Below are 24,371 nucleotides of genomic sequence, written 5' to 3'. Positions count from 1 at the left end.
ATTTAGTAACATATTACATAACACGTAATATAACATTATATATGTGTTTTTCAAGATCGCTTGAATTCAAGATACTAACCACCGATAATCTACCTTATCGTAGGTTAATGGATCTTGACGTAAATTTTCGACTTGTAACGCCGGTACATAGCCGCCTTTTGAGCGACATCGAAGGAAATCCTATTCATGAACAACAAACCGCCAAAACCGGCTAGCAACTTGCCATTACGTAATGAGGAATCGACCCTGATTGAACGTCAGGAAGCCGAATCATTGCGGCACTACCTCCAGGCAGCGACGTCCGACAACACGCGCAAAGCCTACCGCTCGGCCATTCGCCAATTTGAAAAATGGGGTGGTCGCCTGCCCTCGGATCGGGATACTGTCGTGCGTTACCTGCTGGCCAGAGCCGAATCACTCAACCCCCGGACCCTGGATCTGCACCTGACCGCCATTAGCCAATGGCACCATTACCAAGGGCTCATCGATCCGGTAAGTGATCCGTTGGTCCGCAAAACCATGGAAGGCGTTCGTCGTACTCAAGGCCAACCCAAACGCAAAGCCAAGGCATTACGTTTGGAGCACATTGCCCAGATGGTGAATCACTTGCGGCAACTGCCTGACACCAAAAAGAAACAGCGGGATATCGCGCTGGTGTTGACCGGCTTTTTTGGCGCCTTTCGTCGTAGCGAATTGGTGGCCATTCAAATCGGTGATCTGGTGTGGGAACCAGAAGGACTTCTCATCCGGCTGTCTCGTTCCAAGACCGATCAACAAGCCATGGGCTTAGTGCGAGCATTACCTTTCGGTGCACCAGGCTGCTGTCCTGCTATGGCCATGAAGAACTGGATAGAATTGGCTGATATCAATGAAGGTCCGGTTTTTCGTCCCGTTAACCGTTGGGATAAGGTTCAACCCAAAGCACTGAATCCCGGTGGCATTAATCAATTACTCAAGACTCTGGGCAACGCCTGTCAGTTCGATTTCGTGCCGGACTTGAGCAGCCATAGCTTTCGGCGTGGCCTCTCTACATCGGCAGCGAGGGAAAAAATCGACTTTGAGTTTATTAAGAAACAAGGCGGCTGGAAGAGCGACGCTACCGTATGGGAGTACATCGAAGAAGGACAGCAATTCACCAATAATGCCTCATTTATCCTCCTAGAAAAGTTGCAAGCGCTTATAGACAGTCAACTACAATGAAAAGCTGCCTTTGTAGAGATAGGGTAATGATCACAACAAATACTTTAGTGAACCCATGGCGCGGCTCAGTAGCGATAACACCAGGTATCGGTGCGTTCCTCGGCGAGTCAGGAGACAATAAGCCCCATAAACATTGGGCGCATCAAATCGCGATCGGTTTAGATGCAAACGTTGAAGTCATTTCCAGCGAAACACGGCACAAAGAAAAGGGGTTATGGATACCGGCTGGAGTTACTCATCAATTGATAATGGCCGAGGTACTGTGTATTTATATCGATCCAACCCATGATATTTGCAAAGCCTTGCTGCCTCACATAAAAAATCCGTTGATGCAACCCATTGGGACACTCCGTGAGGAATTCAATACGGCGTGTTTATCTCGCTTTACTGCCACGGAAAACCTTTCATTCGAACTGGAGGCTTTCGAGCGTCACTACCGGCACGATCAAACATCTGATCCAAAGAGCAGATTGAGCCACATTTTAAAAGCATTACATGCCGAAGCCATGGATGGGCGATCAATCTCTAGAGCCGAGTTGGCAAAGAAAGTTCGTCTTTCCCCAAGTCGTTTTTCCCACTGGTTTTCCGAAAGCACCGGCTTACCTTTACGCAGCTATAAAAAGTGGTTAAAACTATTAACGGGGTTTGAGTTATCACGCCAAATGTCACTCACTGATGCGGCAATTGCATCGGGATTTTCCGATCAGGCCCATTTCTGCCGGTCTGTTACCGAGGCTTTTGGTGTTTCCCCGGCAGTTATTCAACGGCTTTTGTCAGAATAAACAGCACTTTCGTTCAATGTGGCTACGTGTAAACATGAGATGCTGAACACTCTCAATCAGCGAGGAGTGTTAAAATGATTCGTAGCATAACGTGGTTGGTTAGGCTCCTGTATTTGCCGTTGTTTTTGCTCGTCGGAAATGGCGTCGCTATCTATCTTGTTGCCGAGGGTTACAACCAAGGTTGGCTGGTATTTTTGATCTTGGTATTTATAGGAATTTCCTTCGCCACCGAAAAACTGACACCCTATGATCGTGCGTTTAATGAACCGCAACAAGATCAGCGACGCGATCTGCTTCACGCCTTTATGAACGAGTCACTTAATGTTATTGGCGTTGCTGTACTCCCGTTATTTGGTGGCTTGCTGGTCTTGGCACCGATATGGCCTTCCGGGTGGCCGCTGGCTTTCCAGTTACTTTTGGCGATCCTCATTTCTGATGTTGGCATCACCCTGGCGCATTTTGCCAGTCATCGCCTCTCTTCACTGTGGCGCCTTCATGCCGTTCATCACAGCGTAAAACGGCTATACGGTTTTAATGGTCTTATGAAACATCCATTGCATCAATTGATAGAAACCGTCGCAGGAACGACACCATTGCTCTTTGTAGGAGTGCCACAAAATGTCCTGATGTTGTTGGTGGTTGCAGTAGTGCTTCAGTTACTATTGCAGCACTCGAACGTGGCGTATTTTACTGGACCGCTGAGGAGGGTTCTCGCAATCAACGCGGTGCATCGTTTCCACCACTTAAATACGGCAGAAGAAGGCGATGTGAACTTCGGGCTTTTTACCACCTTGACGGATCGCTTGTTGGGAACGGCTTATTTTGACTCTGAACGAACGATCGGTACTAAAGATCTTGGTATCGCTTCAACGCCGAATTATCCAGCTGACTATTGGCAACAGTTGATGCAGCCTTTTCGACGGGACAAGACATGAGGTTATTTAGTAATTGATAAATCCGAGAACACGCTCCACATGCCACAGCGGGAGCGTGTTCTCCACTTACCTCATTCCTTTGTTGTTTTCATGGTCGCTGTTATCGCCTTCATCATGAACTTGATGATTCCTACTACCTATGGTACTCACAATAAAAATACATACCCCTATGAATATCGCTGTATCAGCCAGATTGAATGCTGGCCAATGAGAATAGCTCCAGTGAAAATCAAGAAAGTCCACTACCGATCCACGCCATACACGATCAACCAGGTTGCCCAATGCACCACCAAGCAGCATCGAATAGCTCGCCGCTTCAAGCCGGGTTGGACGCCGCCGCATTGTCCAAACCAACCAAACCGATACGCCAGAGGCTAATGCAATAAAGAAATAGCGTTGCCAGCCACCAGCATCAGCTAGCAAGCTGAATGCAGCCCCAGGATTCATCATGTGTACGATATTAAGAATTGAGTTAATCTCCACGCGCTCACCGTACTCTATCGTACGCTCAACGGCATACTTACTCGCCTGGTCCATCAGTAATATCAAACCGGAAAGACACAGCCAACCACAAAAGGTGTTTGTCGGGTTAGAGTTCGCCATGAAGTTAATTTTCTTTTCCTCCAATCGGTAGCGCTTGCTCGACAGGGGTGACGTATACCCAACCGGATATGTTGGGTCCGATTTTCCCGGTTTTGCGAATGATGGTCGTCACCTCATCCACCTGATTGTCATCACAGACCAGTGATAATTGGACTTCTGAGATAACCACACCAGCTTCTGACGAATAGGCCAACTCCTGCTCGCCTAAGGGCTTTAAAGTCCCCTTGATGTCGAGTAGTGATAGGTTTTTGTAGCCTGCATCACGCAATGCATCGATGACATCGGCGGATCGAACGTGGTGGATAAAGGCGGTAATTTGTTTCATGTAAATACTCCAAAAAAATTCGCTATTACTGTTAGATGGATCGCGGCAAGAGGATGCTTGCCGCGATCCAGCGGGTATTACTCAGCGATCGGTTCGCCATTGTTATCAATCGCTTTTGGCCTTCGCCAAGCCAATCGATACAGACCGGGGAGCACCAATAACGTAAGTAACGTGGAAGAGATAATGCCGCCGATAACCACCGTGGCCAGTGGCCGCTGAACTTCCGCCCCGGTGCTGGTATTGAGTGCCATCGGCAGGAAACCTAATGCGGCCACCAGAGCGACCATCAATATCGGCCGCAATCTCAACATGGCGCCGCCCAGAATCGCCTGCTCGACGGATTCACCGCGATTGAGCTCATCCCGAAAGGCCGACACCATCATGACCCCGGTCAGTACCGATACACCGCATAAAGTAATAAACCCAACACCGGCGGTAATCGAGAGGGGGATGTCCCGTAACCACAAGGCGATAACGCCACCGGTCAGCGCCAGCGGTACGCCACTAAAGACCAATGCCGCATCTTTTGCTGAGCCAAAGGTCATCATCAACAGTGCAAAAATCATCACCAAAGTGACGGGGACTAACAGGCTTAAACGCTGCGAGGCTGATTGCAGTTGCTCAAACGTGCCGCCGTATTCCAGCCAATAACCAGGTGGCAATTTCACTTGTTGCGCCACTTTGCCTTGAACTTCAGCCACAAAGCCACCCAAATCGCGACCGCGAACATTGGCGCTGACCACCAGTCGCCGCTTGCCGTTTTCACGAGAGATCTGATTAGGTCCAGGCGCCAGGGTGAGACTGGCCACTTCCCGCAGTGGCACGTATCCGCCGTCTGGCAGCGGTATCGGCAAACGCTCCAACGCGCGCAAGTCACCCCTGACGCGCTCGGCTACCCGCACCACTATCGAGAAACGCTGATCGCCCTCAAAGATCAGGCCGGCCTCTTCACCACCCGTGGCGGCGGCGACTACGTCCTGCACATCGGCGACATTCAAGCCATAGCGATACATGGCTGAACGGTCGGCATTAATGGACAGAATAGGCAAGCCGGACACCTGCTCGACCTTAACCTCTTCGGCGCCCTCAATACCGTTCAATACCGCCGCGATTTCGCCGCCCGATTTAAGCAGTTGCGTCAAATCGTCACCAAACACCTTGATCCCGAGATCGGAACGCACACCTGAAATCAACTCGTTGAAGCGAAGTTGGATCGGCTGGCTGATCTCATAGGCATTTCCCGGCAACAACGTCAGTTTCTCACCAATTTCTTCTAACAGCTGCGCTTTGGTTTTATCAGAATCGGGCCATTCACTGCGATCCTTGAGCATGACATAGCCATCGGAAATGTTGGGTCCCATGGGGTCACTGGCAACTTCAGCCGTGCCGACGCGTGCGAAGTAGGTTTTGACTTCAGGGATTTCCAGCACCGCTTTTTCCAATTGAAACTGCATATCCAGAGATTGAGTGAGACTGGTACCCGGTATTCGCAGCGCCTGGATGGCAATATCGCCCTCATCCAGATTCGGGATAAATTCCGTACCCATCCGCGTTGCCAGTGCGCCGACCAAAACCACAAAGATCAGGGCCGCAGACAATACGAGTACGCGAAATTTGAGTGCCCACGCCAAAACCGGGGCGTAAAACCGTTTGGAGTGGCGAACAATAAAATTGTCCTTCTCCTCGATATGCCCCGTCATAAACAGCGCCACGGCGGCAGGGACGAAGGTGAGTGACAGCACCAACGCAGACAGCAAGGCCATGATTACCGCCATGGCCATGGGCGTAAACATTTTGCCTTCCACGCCCGTCAAAGCCAGGATGGGTAAGTTCACCAGAATCACCACTAACACGCTGATCAGACTTGGTGTAAATACCTCGCGGGTGGCCGCAAACACCGTCTGAAGGCGCTCGTCCAGTTTTAAGGTACGCCCAAGATGGTGTTGCCGCCCGGCCAAGCGCAAGATACAGTTTTCGACAATGATCACCGCGCCATCCACAATCAAGCCAAAATCGAGTGCGCCCAAACTCATCAGATTGGCACTGACCTTGGTTTGCACCATGCCTGTCATCAACATCAACATTGACAAAGGGATCACCATTGCGGTGAGTAAGGCCGCCCGGACATTGCCGAGCATGACCAGGAGCACGACGACAACCAAAATCGCGCCTTCGACCAGGTTGGTCTGTACCGTGGCAATGGTTTTATCGACCAGTACTGTACGGTTATAAACCGGCTCTGCAACCACGCCTTCGGGCAGTGTTTTGTTGATCTCCAGCAACTTGGCCGACACCGCTTGGGAAACCGTCCGGCTGTTGCCGCCCAGTAGCATGACGGCGGTACCCAAGACCGTCTCCTCGCCATCGAGCGTCGCAGCACCGGTGCGCAATTCCTTGCCGAATCCCACCTCGGCCACGTCAGCCACGGTTATGGGTAGGCCGTCACGACGGGCGACGATGATTTTTTCGATCGCCGGGATGTCAGCTACCTGTCCGGGGGCACGAATCAGGTATTGTTCGCCATTTTTTTCGATATATCCGGCACCGATGTTGGCGTTGTTTTTCTCCAATGCCGCCACCAGATCATCGAAGCTGAGCTGGTAGGCCAGCAGTTTTGACGGTTCCGGGGTGACGTGGAACTGCTTTTCAAAGCCGCCAATGGTATTGACTTCGGTAACACCTGGAACCAGGCGCAATTGCGGACGTATCACCCAATCCTGCAAGGTGCGTAAGGCCGTCGCATCATACGGCTCACCATTTTCCTTCAAGGCGCCCGGTTTCGCATGCACCGCATAGTGAAAGATTTCACCGAGGCCTGTGGCAACGGGTCCCATCGCCGGATCGATTCCCGAAGGCATCTCGCTTTTCGCCTGCTGCAAGCGCTCGTTGATAAGATTGCGGGCAAAGTAAATGTCCGTGCCTTTTTCAAACACCACGGTCACCTGAGACAGGGCATAGCGTGATATCGAACGGGTACTCTCAACGTAGGGCAACCCCGTGATCGCCAGTTCTACCAGGTAGGTAATGCGTTGCTCCACTTCCAGCGGTGAGTAGCCTGGGGCTTCTGTATTGATTTGCACCTGGACATTGGTGATATCGGGTACCGCGTCAATGGGTAGCTGCTGATAGTTCCAGACACCCAGGGCGCCCGTTACCAGCACCAGAAACATCACCAGCCAGCGGCGTGCGATGGAAAATTGAATGAGTTTATCGATCATCACACACTCCTTCGTTGAGCGGCGATAGAATGCTGCTCCGGCCGATGGAATCCAGAATGTCTTTCAGGGAGCTATTAATCATCATCGCCAACCTCCCCTTTACCCAATTCCGCTTTCAAAATAAAACTGTTGTTGCTGACATACACTTCATCTGCGGACAGACCAGCTACGACTTCGCTTAGCTCGCCATCGCTGCGTCCCAGCGTCACCGCACGTGGTTCAAAACCCTCTTCACCCTGGACAAAAACGACGGGGTTATCGTCGATAATTTGCAAGGCTTCGTTGCGGATCACCACCGGAGCGGCTATTTCGGCACGGGTGATTTGCGCGTTGACAAAGAGACCGGGTTTCCAAATGCCATTCGGGTTGTCGATCAAAGCGCGAGCTGTAATGGCCTGATTACCAGCTTGGCCAAGCGGCGCAATATAGATGATTTTTCCCTCTGCGATTTGGGTCGAATCGAGACTGAGAATGTGAACCCGCTGGCCTAATTCAACCTGAGCAACATCCTTGGGAAAAACCGACAGCTCCACCCAAACCGTTGAGAAATCTTGTACCACCAACAATGGGGTATCCGTAGTGTGCTCGCCAGCGTTTGCATTACGCTGGGTAACGGCACCATTGAGTGCGGATACTATCGAATAGGTTTTCAGACTTTCATTCGCTTCCACAGTCACCAGGGTTTCGCCTTTGCGAACCGGATCACCAACACTTTTTTTAACTTCCCGAATAACGCCGTCGAAGCGTGCCGTTACCGACTGTACACGCTCTGCGTTGGTGGCGACGACGCCATATACTGGCAAAACATCGCGGATGGTGCCCGAGGTAACGGTTGCCAGCGTAATGCCGGCATGTTTTATCTGCTCCTGGGTCAGCTCGACGTGGCCTTCTTCACCGTGCTCTTCCTCTTCTCCGTGACCCGTCTCGGCGAAAGTTTGTCCGGACAACAGGGTGATCGCAAAGCAACACGTAATTAGACGAATAAATGATTTTTTTAACTGGGTATTTGATTTCATTGTGGGGTTCCTGGAAATGTGTTGTCTTCGCCATACTGCGTCAAGGCCAGGGGCTCTGCTGTTAGCTGCTCAATTTCTGCACCATAGGTTAAGGCGGCTGCGGCCGCTTCGATCTGGGTACGCCTGGCGCTCAATAATTCCTGCCGCGCGCTGACATAGTCGAGATACCCGTAGCGACCGCGTTGATAGGCCGCCTGAGTTTCTACCAGGGCCTGCTCAAGGGCGGGAATGATGGCGGTACGTAGCGCCTTGACCGCGACAATGGCTTGTTTGCGGTTGTGAAAAGCCCGGAACAGTTGCGTGTGTAGATCCAGCAGCATTACGTCGCGCTCTGCCAACACCTGATTTTTTTCGGCCAACGCGGTCGAAACGGCGCCGACATTTCTCTTGCCGGAAAACAACGGCATGCTGAAACCCGCTACCAATGCGGTGTCATCGGTCTCCTGCAAGCGACGAACCCCCACCGACCAACTGATATCGGCACTGGCTTGGGTTTGAGCAAGGCGTATTTCTGCTTCTTTGAGGCGGGACTCTGCTGCGAATACTTCTATCGCAGGATTTTTTTCAACTTTGGCGTACAACAGGTCGAATGCCACATCCTCGCCAAACTGGAATAGATCACCTTCCACTTTGTCAAAGTCCGGTGAGGTTACCCCCCACAAGGCAGACATCGACACTTTCAAATAAGTAAGCCGTTGCTGCTCCGACAGCAACGCGAGCTTCGCTTGCTCGGCAGCGGCCTGTGCCCGTTTGACTTCCGCCTCGGGTGTCGCTCCCGCCGTAGCCCGCTTTTTCACAATGCGTAAGCTCTCGCTCGCCAATTGGGCGGCCTCGCCAGCCAGGGTGACCTGCTCCTGTGCTGCTAGCACATCGACGTAACGGCGGGTGACTTCGCCCAATAAGGCCAAGGATTCCACCTGGCGGCTGGCATTGAGCACCGACCGACTGTGGGAGATTACGCCTTGTCGTGCCGCGCGCTTATCCCCCATTTCGATGACCGAAGACAGGGCAATGGTCAGCTCAGCAGCACCTGCGCCGCTGAAGTCCCCAGTGCCCCCGACATTTTCAGCGTCAAATCCCAGCTCATACGCCGGTCTTAACCCGGCTGTTTCGGCCTGCCCTTGAAGGGCTGCATAGCGGTAGGGAAAAACTTTTAAAGACGGGTTTTGTGACAAGGCGCGCTGCACTGCATTGGTCAGCGTGATCGTTGAGTCCCCAGGTGCGGCGTTAAGCCCCGACGAAGAAATAAAAAATAATAAACTGAACAGAATGCAGCGGCTTTTGATATTCCGCCGACCCGTAGCGCCAGAACCCGGCGCAGTACGTATTGATAGCATATGGTAGATCCTACTTATTTAAGATAATTCAAACCGCGCGTTGCAGCGATAACGGCAACACAGAAAAAACATAATCGGTAAAATCAGGCGATTGGAGGGCGGTACAGCGACGAGGATGGGGCCTCGGGAATGAGGGCTTGAGAGTCGTTATGCAACGAATGTTTATGCAAAAAGTTTGAGTGAGTCAGGTTACCGGATAAATAGATATGGCAATGGCAGCCATGGTGATGGCAATGAAACAGGCAGTCAGTGGACATATTCTGATCAGTGGGATCAGTAACGGTCGAGCTATCCAGTACTCCCGATGATGAGCCATCGATGAAATCAGAGGAATAAGGGGCTGTATCCGAATAATTAATGGGATGCACGTCAGCCATAGCTGTCACTGATGGCAGTGCAATCAAGAGTAACAGCAGATAAGACAGTGCTTTTCGACTCATAAACCGAACATAACCCCAATGAAATGGAATAAACTGCGAAGCAGTCCACCCTTGATTACGGATTCAATCCCCGATTGTCCCAGCGCCTTTCGTTTACCTGTTATCCGCTTATCAAAGCGAGCCAGGTCGAGGATTTTTATTGGCGAGTTATCAAAAAAAGACCATTGCTTGTTGTTCATATTGTGCTCGGCTCAGGACTTGAGCTGCAAGATACGGCGCGCACCATTCAACACAATCAAACCGATGATAAGGCCAATCACCAAGTCTGGATAACGTGAGCCCGTCCAGGCCACCAATCCACCGGCAAGGATCACCCCTAGATTGGCAATCACGTCATTGGCGGAGAAAATCCAGCTGGCTTTCATATGGGCGCCGCTATCCCGGCTTTTGGCAATCAACAGCAGACAGATCACATTGGCCGTCAAGGCAACAAGCCCGAAGCTCATCATCAAAGTGGAAACCGGTTCACTACCCAATACTAATCGCCTTACCACCTCGCCCAAAGCGCCCAGGGCGAGAATGATCTGAAGCCAACCGGAAAAATGGGCTGCACGCAACTTCATCCGCACACTGTGCCCTACGGCATACAGCGCCACGCCGTAGACGGCGGCATCAGCGAACATATCCAGGGAGTCCGCAATCAAACCAGTGGATTGCGCCCACCAGCCGACAGTAATTTCAATGACAAACATGATGCCATTGATTGCCAGTAGCCACTTGAGAATGCCAGCTTCTCTTTCTGCCTCCTGTTTTGCAGACGCCTGCGCACGGGCGATGGACTCGCTGGCGACGGGCATTGTACTGACAAGTCTCGCGCCCAGACCGACTGATTGCATTCTTTTTTCAATAAGGTCAGCGTTATCACCATGGTAGACACTCACCTTGCGCTTGGGGGTATCGAATTCCAATGTGACTTTAGGTTGCACACTGTCCAACGCCATACGGATCATGCCTTCCTCTGAAGGACAGTCCATCTTGGGGACATGATACTCACTAACAAAGCCGCCATGAGAAGCGTCGTGTACTTCGGCAATTTGGGGAGTGTTCTCCGTCGCGTTATTTTGGCAATTGCCACCGCATGTGGTCGTCATAAAAAACCCTTGTTCTATCCAAGGTGGGCAGTTTAAACTCTATAGTTACTATAGAGTCAAGCACAGAGATTGAATAAATGAAGATTGGCGAGCTGGCAAAAAGGACGGATTGCTCGGTGCAAACTATCCGTTACTATGAAAAAGAACAGTTGCTGTGCACGACACAGCGTAGTGACGGCAATTTTCGACTTTACGATGAAGCTGCTGTCGAACAGCTGCTATTTATCAAGCTCTGCCGTAACCTGGATCTCAGTTTGTCCGAGATCCGCCAGCTACTCACATTAAAACGCTCACCGGGTGCGCAATGTGATCAAGTCAATCGCATGATGGATACGCACATTCAACAAGTGGAAACGCGCATTCAGGAGCTGGTTCAGCTGCGCGAGCATTTGAAAGTACTTCGCCGCAGCTGCTCCAGTGAAAGGACGATCGAACAGTGCGGCATCTTGCAAACGTTAACCACTAATCAGCATCAGAAGCGGTAACACTTACGCGCTTGAAATCGGACGCCTGTGTTATCGGCTGTGATGTTGCGCGTTTTGATTTGGATAGTATTAAAAATACCAGGTAAACCAGAAGTACCGAAAGTTGCGCAAGCACGCCTTGCCAGGTGGATTTGACGCCAATCCAGTCAATCTCAAAACTCACAGGTAATGACGTCATACCGATGATGGCCGCCTCCTGTAATGCCGACACAGCTTTGCCCATCAGGACAAATGCCAGCGCTAGCAGCAAGTAGGTGGTGGCTGAAAAGAATTTGGCGATCGGCAGCTTGACGGAAAAGCGAATCAACACCCACGCCAATATGGCTAACAGCAACAAACCGAGCGCAAAGCCACCACCAACAGAAGAATATTGGGTTGATACCGCCTGCGTTAACAGCGATTGATAAAATAATACGGTTTCAAACACCTCCCGGTAAACCGCCACAAATGCCAACGCCACCAGCCCCCACAAGGTGCCAGACTTAAGTTGGGTATCGACATGTTGCTGAATGTAGGCTTGCCATTGTGCAGCCTGGGTTTTGCTATGCATCCAGATCCCAACATAGAGCAGTACCAACGCGGCCAATAAAGCGGCAATTCCCTCCATGATTTCACGATTGGCACCACTGATCGTGATCAACGATTGAGCGGCGATCCAGGTGGCACCACCGGCAAGTAATGCCGCAATCCAGCCTATGTGGACATATTTAAGCGCATCCCGACGCCCGGTTCTTATCAAAACCGTCGTTAAGGCAATGATAACCAGCAATGCCTCCAGGCCTTCGCGCAACAATATGACCAGACTAGCAGTGAATAAGGTTCCTTCGGACAAGGTGGACTCTGATAACAAACGTTGTGCGTCATCCAACAAATGCCGCGTCTCCGCCATTAGCGCACCCAATTCTCCGTTTACGTCGGGGCGGCTGGTCAATTGTCGTAGTGCCATCATGTTGGACTCGATGGATTGGCGCAGTGCTTTGTCATGCGCATCGAGGCTGTTTTCAATCAGTTCAAAACCGTCCAGATAAGCACTGACGGCGAGTTCACTTGCGGTTGAAAAATCTCCCTTCTGATGCGCTTTTTGGGCGGCTTGAAGTCGATTCCATGTGATTGCCAAGGGATCTTGGGATGCCTTGAATAATGCCGAGGGGTTAGCGCGTAAACTCTCCAAAGCTTGTAGGGTTATATCAGGGCGTGCTGCTGCCAGTTGCAGTGGGTTGTGATTAATCAGCTGCAGTTTGGTAATATTCAAATCATTGTGAGTAGGTTCGCTGGATTGAAAAGCGAGTCCACCGACATAGAATGCCATTGACCAACGCTCTTGCTCCGTTAGTTGTTGAAAAGATGGCATGGCGGTGTCGTCAATGCCATTGGTAATGGCGTCGTATAAACCCAAAATTGATCGATTTAATGCCCGCTCTTTATCGGTAAAGTCCGTGGGTGCGGGATCGAGTTGTGCTGCCAGCACTCCGTCACCTTGACCAGATACTCCATGGCAAGATCCGCAGTTAGTCTCAAATACCGGCCGGATTTTTTCTTGAGGTAATATCCGTTCCGGCAGGGATAAATGTGGCATCAATCCCAACAATGTGCCGCGTAGGCTGGCACTCATTTGACGGATCTCATCAACACCTTTCTTATCATGGATGGCCCTCTGCAATGCCATTGCTTGCACTGCGAGTGACTCTGCATCAGCAGTGGCGGCCAGCGAGCTCTTGCTAACAATCAGTTGTGAAAACTCCACCATCTCCTGATATTCATTGTCATTAATTACCTGACCGTTTTTCACCGCTTCGGCATAATCAACGCCTATGTATTCAGCGAGCTGTGCCAGTTGCCGGAGTTGAGTAACGTTGTCTGGGATCTCAGCTTCATTCGCCCCGGCAGATAGAGAAAGTGGCAGCATCAGAAATATGATGGCATGAAGGGTGGCTCGTTTCAGGCGTTGCAATCTGCAATCAAACATCTCGGTGTTCTCTTATTCATGAATCGCTAATGATTATTGATCGCAATTGTAAACCCTATAGCCGCTATAGAGTCAAGAGAAGTAAAAATTACAGTCGGTTGGAAACCGTTTTGATAGAGAGGCCTTACCAAGGCTCGCTCCTTTATCTTACAGAGATCATTGAAGGTGGATTGATACTGGAAAATCATCGACTTAACCGGGTGAGTGACATGCAGATTTGCGAGGTCCACTTAACCGCCGCAACAGGTTCCTGTGTCTTTATTGCCCTGTGACAACTGTATCGGCGGGCATGGTACCGAGCCATAGGAACAGTAGACACAGCAGTCACCGAGCTTCGGCTTCAATAAAACATGGCACTGCTCACACTCGTAGAACCACTGACACGCGTCGGTGGGCATGGATTCTGTTTTTTTATGGCCGCATTCGGGACAAGTCAGCACTGACTGCAAAATCACCTCTGGCATCATGGTGTTTCCGTTTTCACGATGGTCGATGGATAACCGGCATGGGTGGTCGCTTCGACCAATCTGTCAGCGTTGGTCAGGGAATCCTCAAAGGTTACTACGGCTTGCTTATGCTCATAACTGACCTCGGCTTTTGTCACGCCTTGGACCTTGGTGAGTGCCTTTTTGACCGTGATCGGGCACATGGCACAGTTCATGGTTGGCAGATCCAGCGTGATGGTTTGTGGCTTGGCCCAGGCCGAGAAGCTGGCGATGGTGAATACGAGACCGAGAATGATTTTCTGCATGGTTAGCTCCAGAGTGTTCATGCGAACAGAGGAATCCAGTAGGTGCTGGTGACGAGCACCAGCGCCACGATTGCAGCGATCCAGAAAACCATTTGCCGCCGTTTCCGAGTTTGCGGCACAGCGCAGACGGTTCCCGGTTCACAGGTATCGACCGGTCGATAAACCTGCCAGCCAGCCCAACCGAGCAACAACATAACAAGCATGATGAATACGGGACGGTAGGGCTCCAATACAGTCAGGTTACCGATCCAGGCCCCGCTGATACCCAGTGACAGGAGCACAAAAGGCCCAACACAACACAGGCTGGCGACGGTGGCAGCGGTAATGCCACCGATGATAGGTAGCCTTGTGTTGGTGAATGACTCTTTTCCTGCCATCGCCGACTCCACTTTATTGACCTAGTGAAATCAGTGTAAGTCCCGTACCAAGGTACGGAGTCAAGTCCAATGCCTTTTATTGACGAGGAGCAGGTTGGAGGGATTCAACAATAGGACATGCCGCATTGTCAGGATTGGTCCGGCACTGTGTGACGAGCTCTTCCAACACCTGTTGCAGGCGGTGTAGATCGTTAATTTTTTCACGCACGCTGGCCAGCTTTGCTTCGGCCAGCTCCTGGACTTCCGAGCAATGCGACTCGCCCAATGACAGCAGGTTGTTGATCTCCTCCAGCGTAAAACCCAGTTCCTGGGCGCGTTTGATGAATAAAATCCGAGCCAAGGTTGCGTTTGGGTAGGTACGGTATCCCTCTGCGGGTTTGGGTGGTTGACGGATCAAACCACGGCGTTCGTAGTAGCGGATGGTTTCGACGTTGACACCTGCTGTCTTGGCCAGCTGGCCAATGGTGTGGTTTTCGTTCATGACCAGAGCGCTCCCAGCGGGACAGCAAAGAGATTGTCACCAAAAGCCGTCGTATGATCGCCATCGTAGAGCAGGACACCGATTTTAAAGCGCTTGCCGGCCACACTTTGAAAGCGTTTCAAGCCGGTAAAATCTTTCGTGCTCAAGGTTGCCGCCGCTTTGACTTCAATGGCAAAACAATCGCCCATGGCGTTTTCAATGATCACATCGACCTCCACCTTGTCCTTGTCACGGTAGTGGTAGAAGTTCAAGGGCTCCTCGATCCACACCGCCTGTTTGCGCAATTCGTTGTAGACGAAGGATTCCAGCACCAACCCAAAATCACCTGGCTGTTTCAGCAGGCGCTCCCGATTGAGGCCCCGCACGGCGCACATCATGCCGGTATCGACCGAGTGCAGTTTGGGTGTTTTCACCAGGCGCTTATATTCGTTGGAATGCCAGGCCGGCAGCTGTTCCACCAAAAACAACTGCTCCAACAACGCCATGTATTTTTTGATGGTCAGTCGATCCAGCCCAAGTTTAGCGCCCAGTTCGGTCAGGTTAACCAGTTTCCCCGCATAAAAGGCGGTGAGTTTGAGTAACTTGGCCATCAGATCGGGGTGATCGATATGGGTCAGATCGCGGATATCCCGCTGGATCAATGTACTGACGTACTGTTGATACCAAGCGGTGCTTCGCCGCTCATTGGCACGTTGCAGAGGCTCGGGGAAACACCCCGTAATCAACCGTTGCAGTAGATGATCCCGCACACGAATGTCCTGAGCCGAAGGCGCTTCCTGGTTCAGTAGTTTGCTTAAAAAGCTGGGGGGTCGTCCATGGATCTCACATTCGGAAAGCGTTGTCAGGCGAACCGACTCCATCCGGCCGGCCAGGGAATCCGATAGCCGGGGCAATAACAAGGCATTGGCGGAACCCGTCAGGAGAAAGCGACCTGCCGTGCGTTGTTCATCCACAGCCTGCTTAATGGAGACGAACAGTTCAGGCAGGCGCTGAACCTCATCGAGCGCAATTCGTTTCGGTGGCAGATTACGGATGAACCCGACGGGATCAGCTTGTGCAATTTCGAATTGGGCCTGATCGTCCAGGGTAATGTATTCCCAGTTTTCAGCGCCCATCTCACCAATCAACGCCTTCACCAGAGTGGTTTTACCGACTTGGCGAGGCCCCATCACAAAGACCACCGGGGTGTCGCTCAGCGCTTCTTTGACATTGTATTCAGAGTAACGTGGGTACATAAAATAAGCGCTCGGCTAATTGATGGTTGAAATTCGTCTATTCGTTATTTTATTATCGTCTATTCGTTATTACAATGCCGTCTGATTGTTAGATACGACAATGGCGACTTACGAATATAAAAACATCAATAAAAACAACGCTATAGGAGTAGTTGGCGTGACTGAGCCCAAGTGAGAGCCCATGACAGCCAAAGAGCAGTTCTTAACCAACCAGCAGCGATACCAACCGTTAATGCTGCCACAACGATTTTCCGACGAAGAAATGGTTCGCGATTGGACGCTGAGCCGACGCGATTGCCAGGTGGTCAACAAGTACCGTAAGCAATACCGTCTGGGATTTGCCATCCAACTGTGCGCCATGCGTCTCTATGGCCGGTTTCTTAACCAGCTCCATGATCTATCCCCCCGGGTAATCAGCTACCTAAGCAGTCAACTCGACCACCCGCCCACGCTAACCGTGGACGTGCCCGAGCGGGAAGCGACACTATTGGAGCATCGGAATAACATCCTCAAGTATCTGGGCTTTCAACGGTTTGATGACAAAGTGGAAGCCGACCTGGATCGCTGGATAGAGGAACACGCCCGTCAGGGGCTGCTGCCGGATGAACTTTTTCACCGGGCAGAACGTTACCTGTTGTTGAACCGTATTATGTTGCCAGGACCCTCGACCATCGAACGGCAGATCATCCGTATTTGTAACCAGGTCCACACTCAGCTTTTCGAGCAGGTGTTTGATCAGATGTCCCCTGAACTGCGCGGTGCCATCGACGATCTGTTGCAAACCACGGACGGTAATCAACGAACCTACTTCAACCAACTCAAAGAGTATCCACCGGCCGCCAAAATCTCATCGCTGAAACGCTATTTGGAGCGCTATGACAATCTGGTGGCCACCGGCATTAATGAATTCGAGGAAAAGGTCATTGATACCGCTTTTCTTCACTACCTGTATCGACTGACCAAGCGCTACAGCGCCAAGGACATGAAACGCTTCAAAGACCACAAGCGCTATGCCCTGATGGTGTGCTTCCTGTTAGAATCCCGCAAGATTCTGCTGGATAACCTGGTCAAAATGCACGATCAGTACATGACGGAACTGTGCCGACAAACCAGAAACAGTCACGACAAAAAGCACAAGGAATTCCGTAAACGCCAGAAGAAAGCCATCGATGCTGTGCTCGATACCACGCATGTTTTGCTGGAATGGCCGGAGGAACAGCCGTTGTACAAGAATGACTTATGGCAGCGTATTGACGAGAAGCACTTGCTGGCCTCCATTGAGGATCTGCACATTTTTAAACGCCTGGAAGAACGCGGCTATTGCGATTTGTTGCTGACCCGTTACCCCAGTTTACGAAAGTATTTTTCCGACTTTATACGGTTACCGTTTGAAGTGGCGAAAGGTTCTGGGCCACTGATAAAAGCCATCCAGTTCGTCCGGCAGTTGGATGACGGCGATCTGAAAAAACTGCCGGAGAATACACCGACTGCGTTCATTCCCCGCGAGCTGCGTCGCAGCCTTAAAGATCAAACCGGCAACATCAATCGCAATGTTTGGGAAATGGGCCTTGCTCTCGCGATGAAAGATGCGTTGCGTTCCGGCGATTTGTATTTACCACAGAGCAAACAGCATGTGTCGTTCTGGGATCTGACCTTGAACGAGCCCAACTGGGATGAAACCAAACACACCGTCTATACCGAGCTACAGCAGCCTTTGCCACACGAAGTGCGTTCCGCCATTTCATCCCAGTTCCACGAAGCGGTGTCAGCAGCGCAAAAGCGTTTTGGACTGGATAATTTCGCCGAGATACACAATGGCCGGCTGAAACTCAAGCGTGACGACAAACTGGACGTACCGGATAAAGTCAACCAACTGCAAAAGGTGATCGATGCGCATATGCCCAGCATACGCATCGAGCAACTGCTGATGGAGGTGGATCAAATGACGCATTACAGTCGTCACTTTGTCCCTATCCAGCATCACCAGTCACGGCCCAAAAACTTTTACAAAAGCCTGATGGCTGCCATTATTTCACAAGCCACAAACCTGGGCGTCGTGTCCATGAGTAACAGCGTCAATGGCGTTACTGTCGATATGCTAAGGCATATCCTGCAATACTATATTCGCGAAGAAACCCTGATCAACGCCAGTGCTGAAATTGTGAATCAACACCATGAGCTGCCGTTGAGTGCGGTGTATGGTTCCGGTACATTGTCCTCTTCAGATGCGCAACGCTTTAAAATCCGCGCCGACAGCCTGTTGGCTTCATACTATCCCCGCTATTACGGCTATTATGAAAAAGCCATCGGGATCTACACCCACGTATCCGATCAATATTCCGTGTTCAGCACCAAGATCATTTCCTGTAGCCCTCGTGAAGCCCTGTATGTTCTGGACGGTCTGCTGGAAAACAACACGATTCTGAAAATCCGAGAGCACACCACCGATACGCACGGGTACACTGAAATCGTCTTCGCCCTCTGTCATTTGCTTGGCTTCTACTTTATGCCACGTATTCGGGATCTGAAGGATCAGCAGCTATACCGTATCGACAAATCCGTCGATTATGGTGACCTCAACCATTTACTCACGAAAACAGCTGATCTGTCGATCATTGAGGAGCAATGGGAATACATGATGCGGGTGGTTATTTCTCTGAAGCAGAAAACTGCGCCAGCACACGTCATCGTTCAACGGTTGACCAACAGTTCACCCTCCGATCGCCTCACCAAGGCCTTTACCAACCTGGGCCGGATCATCAAGACCGAATACATTCTGCGGTACCTGACTGACAAAGAACTGCGCCAAACCGTCCAGCGGCAACTGAACAAAGGGGAATACCGGCACAAACTGCCGCGCTGGATATTCTTTGCGGACCAGGGTGAATTCACCACTGGGGACTATGAGGAAATCATGAACAAGGCCAGCAGCCTCAGCTTTGTATCCAATGCCATTCTGTACTGGAACACGATCAAGATAAATGACGTGGTTGAGCAGCTCCGGCAGCAGGGGGAGGATATCGACGACAAGACCTTATCCCATATCTCGTTATTGCCCTATAAGCATGTGTTGACCAATGGTACGTACTTTATTGAAGATGAGGGGAAGGGGTGATTATTCGGAAACCTACGGTTACGCGGAGGGCCTGGGAGTCAAAACCGTAGGTTTTCGTTCAAATGCCCCCGCTGGTCCTCACCGACAAAACCTTCAGAGGCCGAGATTGCCGAACCAATTAAATCGGTGTCGTGGCCTAGAATAGTGATCTTTTCAATTTTGTCATCGGCGACACTTTGCGCAGAAAGCATGGATAGCAATACAGCGCTGGCGATTAGTTGCAACCGGTCGTTTGTCATTATTAATCAATCTCCCTAAATATCTGATATTTATTCATATTCTTTCGCAGGCGGACTAAGTTGGGAATACGCAAAAATGCGGACTCTACTAGTAAACGATTTAATCACCAAACTGGATGCGTCGAAGCAAACAAAAGACAGGATTAATGTTGAAACTAGTACAGGTTTGGTTTCTTATAGCGTTTTTAATTGATGGAGTGCGGATACGTGATCGAGAACGCGGTAATTGTGGGAGCCGGATGGCTTGGCCAAGCCTTGGGGCAACATTTAATCGATGCTGGGCTTAGCGTACAGATGACAACCCGTGAACCGCTCAGGTCTAGCCAACATTATTGGACACTATTTAATTGCGAAGGAAACACCATTGAGCACCGTATTACATTACAACAAGCGGTATGGATATTTTGTATTCCTGCTGGCCGAACACCGGAAAAACAGGCAAGTTATCGCCATTACTTAGCCAGAGCAATCCAGTTGGCAACGCAGTTAAATATGCAAGCATTCGTTTTATGCTCTACTACGGGCGTCTACCCCACTGAAGCCGGGCTTTATCACGAAAGTGATCATATTACAGCAACCTCAGAACGACAGTCTCGCCTGCTACAAAATGAAGCCTTAACAACGGCATTGGGTAATAAAGGTAAAGTACTCAGGTTGGCAGGATTATATGGACCCAAGCGACATCCGGGCCGTTTTTTTGAACATAAAAGGCCTAGCTCCAATGGTGCTGAAACAGTCAATATGATCCATCAAACGGAAGCGGTAAGGGCCATTGGCTACATCATTGAGCATATCGACAAAATACCACCGATTATCAATCTAGTTATGCCGGATCATCCAACCAAAGCGGCGTTTTATCAACAAGCCGCGCAAAAGCTCAATCTCCCTGCCCCGGAATTTACGTCAGGTAAAGCGCACCAACGCATTATATCCAGTCAGTTATTAACGGATTTAGGTTATCAATTTGCCTTTAACCAATTACTTGATGGGTTATAACCACAGGTTTTTGCCTGAGTAGAATCTGTCATTGTGGTATGATGTAAGGCCTTAGTAAATGCACAGGAAACAGTAAATGACAATAGGTGTTGGCGGCTCCACCGCAGAAATAGAACTCGCAAAACTAACCGATATGACAGTCGATATTAATCCTGTCAGTGTCAATGAAATCCGTCAGCGACAGCAAAAAGCCTGTCAGTTAATGCAGCAGCAAAATATCTCTGCACTCTATCTAAATGCCGGTTCTAACCTGACCTATTTTACCGGATTAAAATGGTACGCCAGTGAGCGTCTGGTGGGCGCCTTACTCACCGCCAGCGGTGAACTACATTATATTGCACCCGCTTTTGAGTACGATTCCTTATCTGATTTTATGCGAATCGATGCCCCGTTTCATGGCTGGCAAGAACACGAAAGCCCTTATGTTTTACTAGGCCAAGTGCTTAAAAACGCCAATATAAATACTGGAACCTTAGCCATTGATGAAAGTAGTGCTTTTTTTGTAGTCGATGGTATTTGTAAGGCTAATCCAGCATTAAATATTGTCACCAGCAACAGTATTACCGCCGCTTGCCGTGAACAAAAATCAGCAGCAGAAATCGCGCTAATGCAACGGGCTAAAGATATGACCCTGGAAGTGCATAAAGCCACGGCGCGAATATTACGGCCGGGAATTAGCACGGTTGAAGTTACCCAGTTTATTAACGATGCGCACAAAAAAGTCGGCGCGTCCGGCTCGTCGTTTTGTATTGTGTTATTTGGCTTGGCCAGCAGTTTCCCCCATGGCGTGAAAGATCCCCAAATACTTCAAGAAAATGATTGGGTACTGATCGATACTGGTTGTTTATTGCATGGCTATAATTCAGATATTACCCGCAGTTATGCCTATGGCCAGGCCACAGAGCGCCAACGTGAAAAACAGGCACAATTAGCCGCTTTTGATGCCGCCCAACTTGGTAAGCCTTGTGAAGCCGCCGATATCGCGGCACGCCAATCACTGCAACAAAATGGTTTTGGACCTGAATACGCGGTTCCGGGCTTACCTCACCGCACTGGGCATGGTTGCGGACTGGATATACATGAAGGTCCCTATCTGGTGCAGGGTGATAAAACCCCGCTTAAACCGGGAATGGTATTTTCCAACGAACCCATGTTAGTGCTACCTGGTGAGTTTGGAGTACGGCTGGAAGATCACTTTTATATGACTGATAGCGGACCGAAATGGTTTACTCAACCCAGTTTTTCAATCGATGATCCCTTTGGTTATCAAGCCTAAATAAACACCGATTAAAAAAGCAGGCTAAAAGCCATTTTTAGCCTGCCAGCTTGGTTAAAATGGGTTATGCGTGACTCGGGAGAATTATTTTAAGTTATTGTATTTAAACTGATATATTAAATATTAGTAATTATGCCACACCTTTATCGACACTCATTCTCTGCCGCTGTACGACGCAATTTCTGCCCTTGTTTTTTGCCTGATATAGGGCAATGTCAGCTTCATTATAGAGCTGTTCAAATTTACACCCTGCTTCACCAACGACAATGCCAATAGAAATCGTGATATTGACCCGATGTTCGAGCGGTGAAAAAACATTTTGCATGGCTAATAATCGTAATCGTTGCATAATTTCTTTGGCGCTATCACCGTCGGTGTCAGGCAATAAAATTCCAAACTCTTCGCCACCGATACGACCAAATAAATCATATTCTCTAAGTGTTGTACGGATCATGTCAGCCAACTCGGTCAATACCCTGTCACCGGCCTGATGACCATATTCATCATTTACTTTTTTAAAGTAATCAATATCTAACAAGCAGAACGCAACGGGTGTGTCATTCCTGCTGCTGCGATTTAACTCTGAATTGACTTGAGCGATAAAACTGCGTCGGTTAGATATTTGGGTTAACTCATCGGTTGAGGCCAAGTTAGACAGTTGGTGAGAATGTTCATAAAGAGTATGCTCCAGAACTTTCTGCTTAGTAATATTTTTTGCCTGGAGGAGCATTTCACCATTAGCTAATGTTTGTTCCGACATTAAGTACCAGCGACCATCGACTAAATCGACTTCAAACAACCGAAATTCTCGTGAACGTCTTTTACTGTTAGCCACTAACAACCATTGGTCAATATCATCGGTATTTATTTTAGGACCATTATTGGCGATAAAGGCGGCTTTAAGTATTTGATTAAAACTCATCCCTACAATCTGTTCGTAATTAACAAACATAATTTCAGCAAATGCTTTATTACAACCGATGACAATATCTTCAGCGGAAAAAATGGCATACCCATCTTGAGTCACATCTAAAAAATCACCAATGCGTGAACTTAATGTCAAAAAAACAGATTCCATCACACACCTTGCTTGACTATCTGCACAGAGTTAATGCTCTACAGTATTTATTTATAGAGTATGTATTGCTCAGTATATACACAGTTCTCTTTTAAGGGTAAGTAAAAGTCTGTCGCCCATCACAATATACGGTATTCCACTTTCTCTGAGTTCAGTGAAACGTGTCGGTTTAACTAACTTTTGGTCAAAACAACTAAATAACTCTATTTAACGTTTTGGGAATCACTTATTAAAAAGGCTAAATAGATGATTTTATTAAGTATTTTTTAATGGCATAAAAACTGCTTTTAACCTTTTTAAACACGCTTTAACTGGTTTAATAAACCAAATTAAAATACGAATTAGGGAGAACACATGCAACGCCACCTTTTGAAACCCATTATGCTCTGCGCCTTTCTTGCCAGCAGTACTTTATTGTCCGGTTGCGGAGAAGCGGAAGCCACCAGTAGTACAGAACAAAAAAATGATGTCATCGCCATCCCGGTTGAAGTCGCCACCCTGCAACAGGGTGCCATTTCATCGAACTATGCCACCACTGCGGTGCTTGAAGCCAAAGAAGAGGCGTTTGTGGTTGCTCGAGCATCCGGGATTATTCATGAAATAATGGTCGAAGAAGGTGATTATGTAGAAAAAGGCCAAGTTCTAGCCAAATTGGAAACAGAACGTTATCGCCTTAACTTGCTTAAAGCCCAGGCCAATCTGGTTGGTATCGAAAAAGAACTCAGTAAAATTAAAGATGTTTATCAAAAAAAATTAGTCAGCGACGACACCTACGACAAACTGGTAGCGCAGTATGCGTCGGCGAAAGCATCACTGGAACTCGCTCAGCTTGATCTGGAAGAAACCACCATATTAGCCCCTATTTCCGGCTTTATCGCCGAACGTAACGCCAAAGTTGGTAATTTAACCGAATCGTTTCAACGTGAAAGAATGTTTCACATTGTTCAACAAAAACAATTGTACGGCATTGTACACTTACCCGAAAAAGAACTATCCCGGGTGCATAAAGGACAACATGCCAGTTTAAATTTAACCGCGTTATCCGATCAAATTGTCAATGCTTCGGTAGAGCGGATCAGTCCAGTAATTGATGCCAAAACCGGTACATTTAAAGTAACGCTAAGTGTTCCAAATCAAAGTAACACCCTTAAAGCAGGCATGTTTGCTCAAGTAAAACTCAATTATGACACCCGTGATAATGCGATTTTGCTACCTCGCCAAGCCTTGTTAGATATAGATGACCAACTTAATGTCTTTGTGGTTAAAGATGGGATCGCAACTAAAACGCCAATCAGTATCGGTTATCAGGAAGAAGGTATTATCGAGGTTACCCAAGGTTTAACCGGGAATGAACAAGTCGTGATTACCGGCCACCATAATTTAAAAGATAAAGCCTCCGTCGAAATCGTTAACGGTTAAGGACTG

Annotated in this window: 23 protein-coding genes; 8 read left to right on the top strand and 15 right to left on the bottom strand. The window is 49.3% G+C overall.

The features are described 5' to 3' along the window. Nucleotides 1–186 precede the first annotated feature (186 nt). From ACTD55_RS16425 to ACTD55_RS16415, 3 genes are all read left to right on the top strand, one after another. Nucleotides 187–1,200 carry a tyrosine-type recombinase/integrase gene (locus ACTD55_RS16425; protein WP_037431571.1) on the top strand — a complete coding sequence of 338 codons (1,014 nt, stop codon included), beginning with the start codon at nt 187–189 and terminating at the stop codon, nt 1,198–1,200. A gap of 26 nt (nt 1,201–1,226) precedes the next feature. Then, on the top strand, nt 1,227–1,982 hold the full coding sequence (locus ACTD55_RS16420) for a helix-turn-helix domain-containing protein (protein ID WP_050991421.1): 756 nt from the start codon (nt 1,227–1,229) through the stop codon (nt 1,980–1,982). A 74-nt stretch (nt 1,983–2,056) separates the two neighbouring features. Then, nucleotides 2,057–2,917: a sterol desaturase family protein gene (locus ACTD55_RS16415; RefSeq protein WP_186507490.1), complete on the top strand. Its 861-nt coding sequence runs from the start codon at nt 2,057–2,059 to the stop codon at nt 2,915–2,917. Nucleotides 2,918–2,983: 66 nt separating this feature from the next. Here ACTD55_RS16415 and lspA read toward each other — a convergent pair whose 3' ends face one another. From lspA to ACTD55_RS16380, 7 genes are all read right to left on the bottom strand, one after another. Beyond that, on the bottom strand, nt 2,984–3,520 hold the full coding sequence (gene lspA, locus ACTD55_RS16410; protein WP_140907663.1) for a signal peptidase II: 537 nt from the start codon (nt 3,518–3,520) through the stop codon (nt 2,984–2,986). A 4-nt stretch (nt 3,521–3,524) separates the two neighbouring features. Further along, a complete protein-coding gene (locus tag ACTD55_RS16405) occupies nt 3,525–3,845 on the bottom strand; it encodes a P-II family nitrogen regulator (protein ID WP_438865414.1) in 321 nt (106 codons plus the stop codon). 77 nt (nt 3,846–3,922) lie between these two features. Continuing rightward, nucleotides 3,923–7,063: an efflux RND transporter permease subunit gene (locus tag ACTD55_RS16400; RefSeq protein WP_438865413.1), complete on the bottom strand. Its 3,141-nt coding sequence runs from the start codon at nt 7,061–7,063 to the stop codon at nt 3,923–3,925. 74 nt (nt 7,064–7,137) lie between these two features. Further along, entirely contained in the window at nt 7,138–8,079 is a 942-nt protein-coding gene (locus ACTD55_RS16395) for an efflux RND transporter periplasmic adaptor subunit (protein ID WP_438865412.1), read from the bottom strand. Further along, nucleotides 8,076–9,416 (bottom strand): TolC family protein, encoded by a 1,341-nt coding sequence (locus tag ACTD55_RS16390; protein ID WP_438865411.1) that lies wholly within the window; start codon nt 9,414–9,416, stop codon nt 8,076–8,078. Before ACTD55_RS16390 ends, ACTD55_RS16395 begins: the two co-directional genes overlap by 4 nt. Nucleotides 9,417–9,499: 83 nt before the next feature. Next, nucleotides 9,500–9,856, bottom strand: coding sequence for a hypothetical protein (locus ACTD55_RS16385; protein ID WP_438865410.1), 357 nt, complete (start codon nt 9,854–9,856; stop codon nt 9,500–9,502). A 191-nt stretch (nt 9,857–10,047) separates the two neighbouring features. After that, the gene (locus ACTD55_RS16380; protein ID WP_438865409.1) at nt 10,048–10,947 is read right to left on the bottom strand and encodes a cation transporter; all 900 of its coding nucleotides are present in this window, start codon (nt 10,945–10,947) and stop codon (nt 10,048–10,050) included. A 77-nt stretch (nt 10,948–11,024) separates the two neighbouring features. Between ACTD55_RS16380 and cadR the strand changes: the two genes are divergently transcribed. Next, on the top strand, nt 11,025–11,432 hold the full coding sequence (gene cadR / locus ACTD55_RS16375; protein WP_438865408.1) for a Cd(II)/Pb(II)-responsive transcriptional regulator: 408 nt from the start codon (nt 11,025–11,027) through the stop codon (nt 11,430–11,432). Here cadR and ACTD55_RS16370 read toward each other — a convergent pair. From ACTD55_RS16370 to ACTD55_RS16345, 6 genes are all read right to left on the bottom strand, one after another. Beyond that, the gene (locus ACTD55_RS16370) at nt 11,410–13,398 is read right to left on the bottom strand and encodes a cytochrome c/FTR1 family iron permease (RefSeq protein ID WP_438865407.1); all 1,989 of its coding nucleotides are present in this window, start codon (nt 13,396–13,398) and stop codon (nt 11,410–11,412) included. The two genes, cadR and ACTD55_RS16370, sit on opposite strands and share 23 nt — an antisense overlap. Nucleotides 13,399–13,628: 230 nt before the next feature. Beyond that, nucleotides 13,629–13,862: a GDCCVxC domain-containing (seleno)protein gene (locus tag ACTD55_RS16365; protein WP_015485720.1), complete on the bottom strand. Its 234-nt coding sequence runs from the start codon at nt 13,860–13,862 to the stop codon at nt 13,629–13,631. Beyond that, on the bottom strand, nt 13,862–14,149 hold the full coding sequence (gene merP / locus ACTD55_RS16360; RefSeq protein ID WP_050660120.1) for a mercury resistance system periplasmic binding protein MerP: 288 nt from the start codon (nt 14,147–14,149) through the stop codon (nt 13,862–13,864). The genes ACTD55_RS16365 and merP overlap by 1 nt, the downstream gene beginning before the upstream one ends. Before the next feature lie 17 nt (nt 14,150–14,166). Next, a complete protein-coding gene (locus tag ACTD55_RS16355; RefSeq protein WP_015485718.1) occupies nt 14,167–14,526 on the bottom strand; it encodes a mercuric transporter MerT family protein in 360 nt (119 codons plus the stop codon). Between the two features lie 76 nt (nt 14,527–14,602). Then, entirely contained in the window at nt 14,603–15,007 is a 405-nt protein-coding gene (merR, locus tag ACTD55_RS16350) for an Hg(II)-responsive transcriptional regulator (RefSeq protein WP_015485717.1), read from the bottom strand. Beyond that, complete coding sequence (locus tag ACTD55_RS16345) at nt 15,004–16,242, bottom strand: ATP-binding protein (protein ID WP_186507484.1); 1,239 nt, start codon at nt 16,240–16,242, stop codon at nt 15,004–15,006. Before ACTD55_RS16345 ends, merR begins: the two co-directional genes overlap by 4 nt. A gap of 181 nt (nt 16,243–16,423) precedes the next feature. Between ACTD55_RS16345 and ACTD55_RS16340 the strand changes: the two genes are divergently transcribed. Beyond that, nucleotides 16,424–19,357, top strand: coding sequence for a Tn3 family transposase (locus tag ACTD55_RS16340; protein ID WP_438865406.1), 2,934 nt, complete (start codon nt 16,424–16,426; stop codon nt 19,355–19,357). A gap of 38 nt (nt 19,358–19,395) precedes the next feature. Here the strand turns inward: ACTD55_RS16340 and ACTD55_RS16335 are convergent, their stop codons facing one another. Further along, nucleotides 19,396–19,596 carry a hypothetical protein gene (locus ACTD55_RS16335; protein ID WP_438865405.1) on the bottom strand — a complete coding sequence of 67 codons (201 nt, stop codon included), beginning with the start codon at nt 19,594–19,596 and terminating at the stop codon, nt 19,396–19,398. A 207-nt stretch (nt 19,597–19,803) separates the two neighbouring features. Here ACTD55_RS16335 and ACTD55_RS16330 point away from each other — a divergent pair, with 207 nt between their 5' ends. Together ACTD55_RS16330 and ACTD55_RS16325 are read left to right on the top strand one after the other, a co-directional pair. Continuing rightward, entirely contained in the window at nt 19,804–20,592 is a 789-nt protein-coding gene (locus tag ACTD55_RS16330) for a hypothetical protein (protein WP_438865404.1), read from the top strand. A 76-nt stretch (nt 20,593–20,668) separates the two neighbouring features. After that, nucleotides 20,669–21,868: a M24 family metallopeptidase gene (locus tag ACTD55_RS16325; RefSeq protein ID WP_438865403.1), complete on the top strand. Its 1,200-nt coding sequence runs from the start codon at nt 20,669–20,671 to the stop codon at nt 21,866–21,868. Nucleotides 21,869–21,998: 130 nt separating this feature from the next. Here ACTD55_RS16325 and ACTD55_RS16320 read toward each other — a convergent pair whose 3' ends face one another. Then, nucleotides 21,999–22,946 (bottom strand): GGDEF domain-containing protein, encoded by a 948-nt coding sequence (locus ACTD55_RS16320; protein WP_438865402.1) that lies wholly within the window; start codon nt 22,944–22,946, stop codon nt 21,999–22,001. Between the two features lie 354 nt (nt 22,947–23,300). Here ACTD55_RS16320 and ACTD55_RS16315 point away from each other — a divergent pair, with 354 nt between their 5' ends. Further along, entirely contained in the window at nt 23,301–24,365 is a 1,065-nt protein-coding gene (locus ACTD55_RS16315) for an efflux RND transporter periplasmic adaptor subunit (RefSeq protein WP_438865401.1), read from the top strand. The last annotated feature ends 6 nt before the right edge of the window (nt 24,366–24,371 follow it).

This window comes from Neptunicella sp., assembly GCF_048268085.1.
In the GTDB taxonomy this organism is placed as follows: domain Bacteria; phylum Pseudomonadota; class Gammaproteobacteria; order Enterobacterales; family Alteromonadaceae; genus Neptunicella.
The sequence above is the reverse complement of the archived record's forward strand: the minus strand, read 5'-3'. Positions and strand labels throughout refer to the sequence as shown.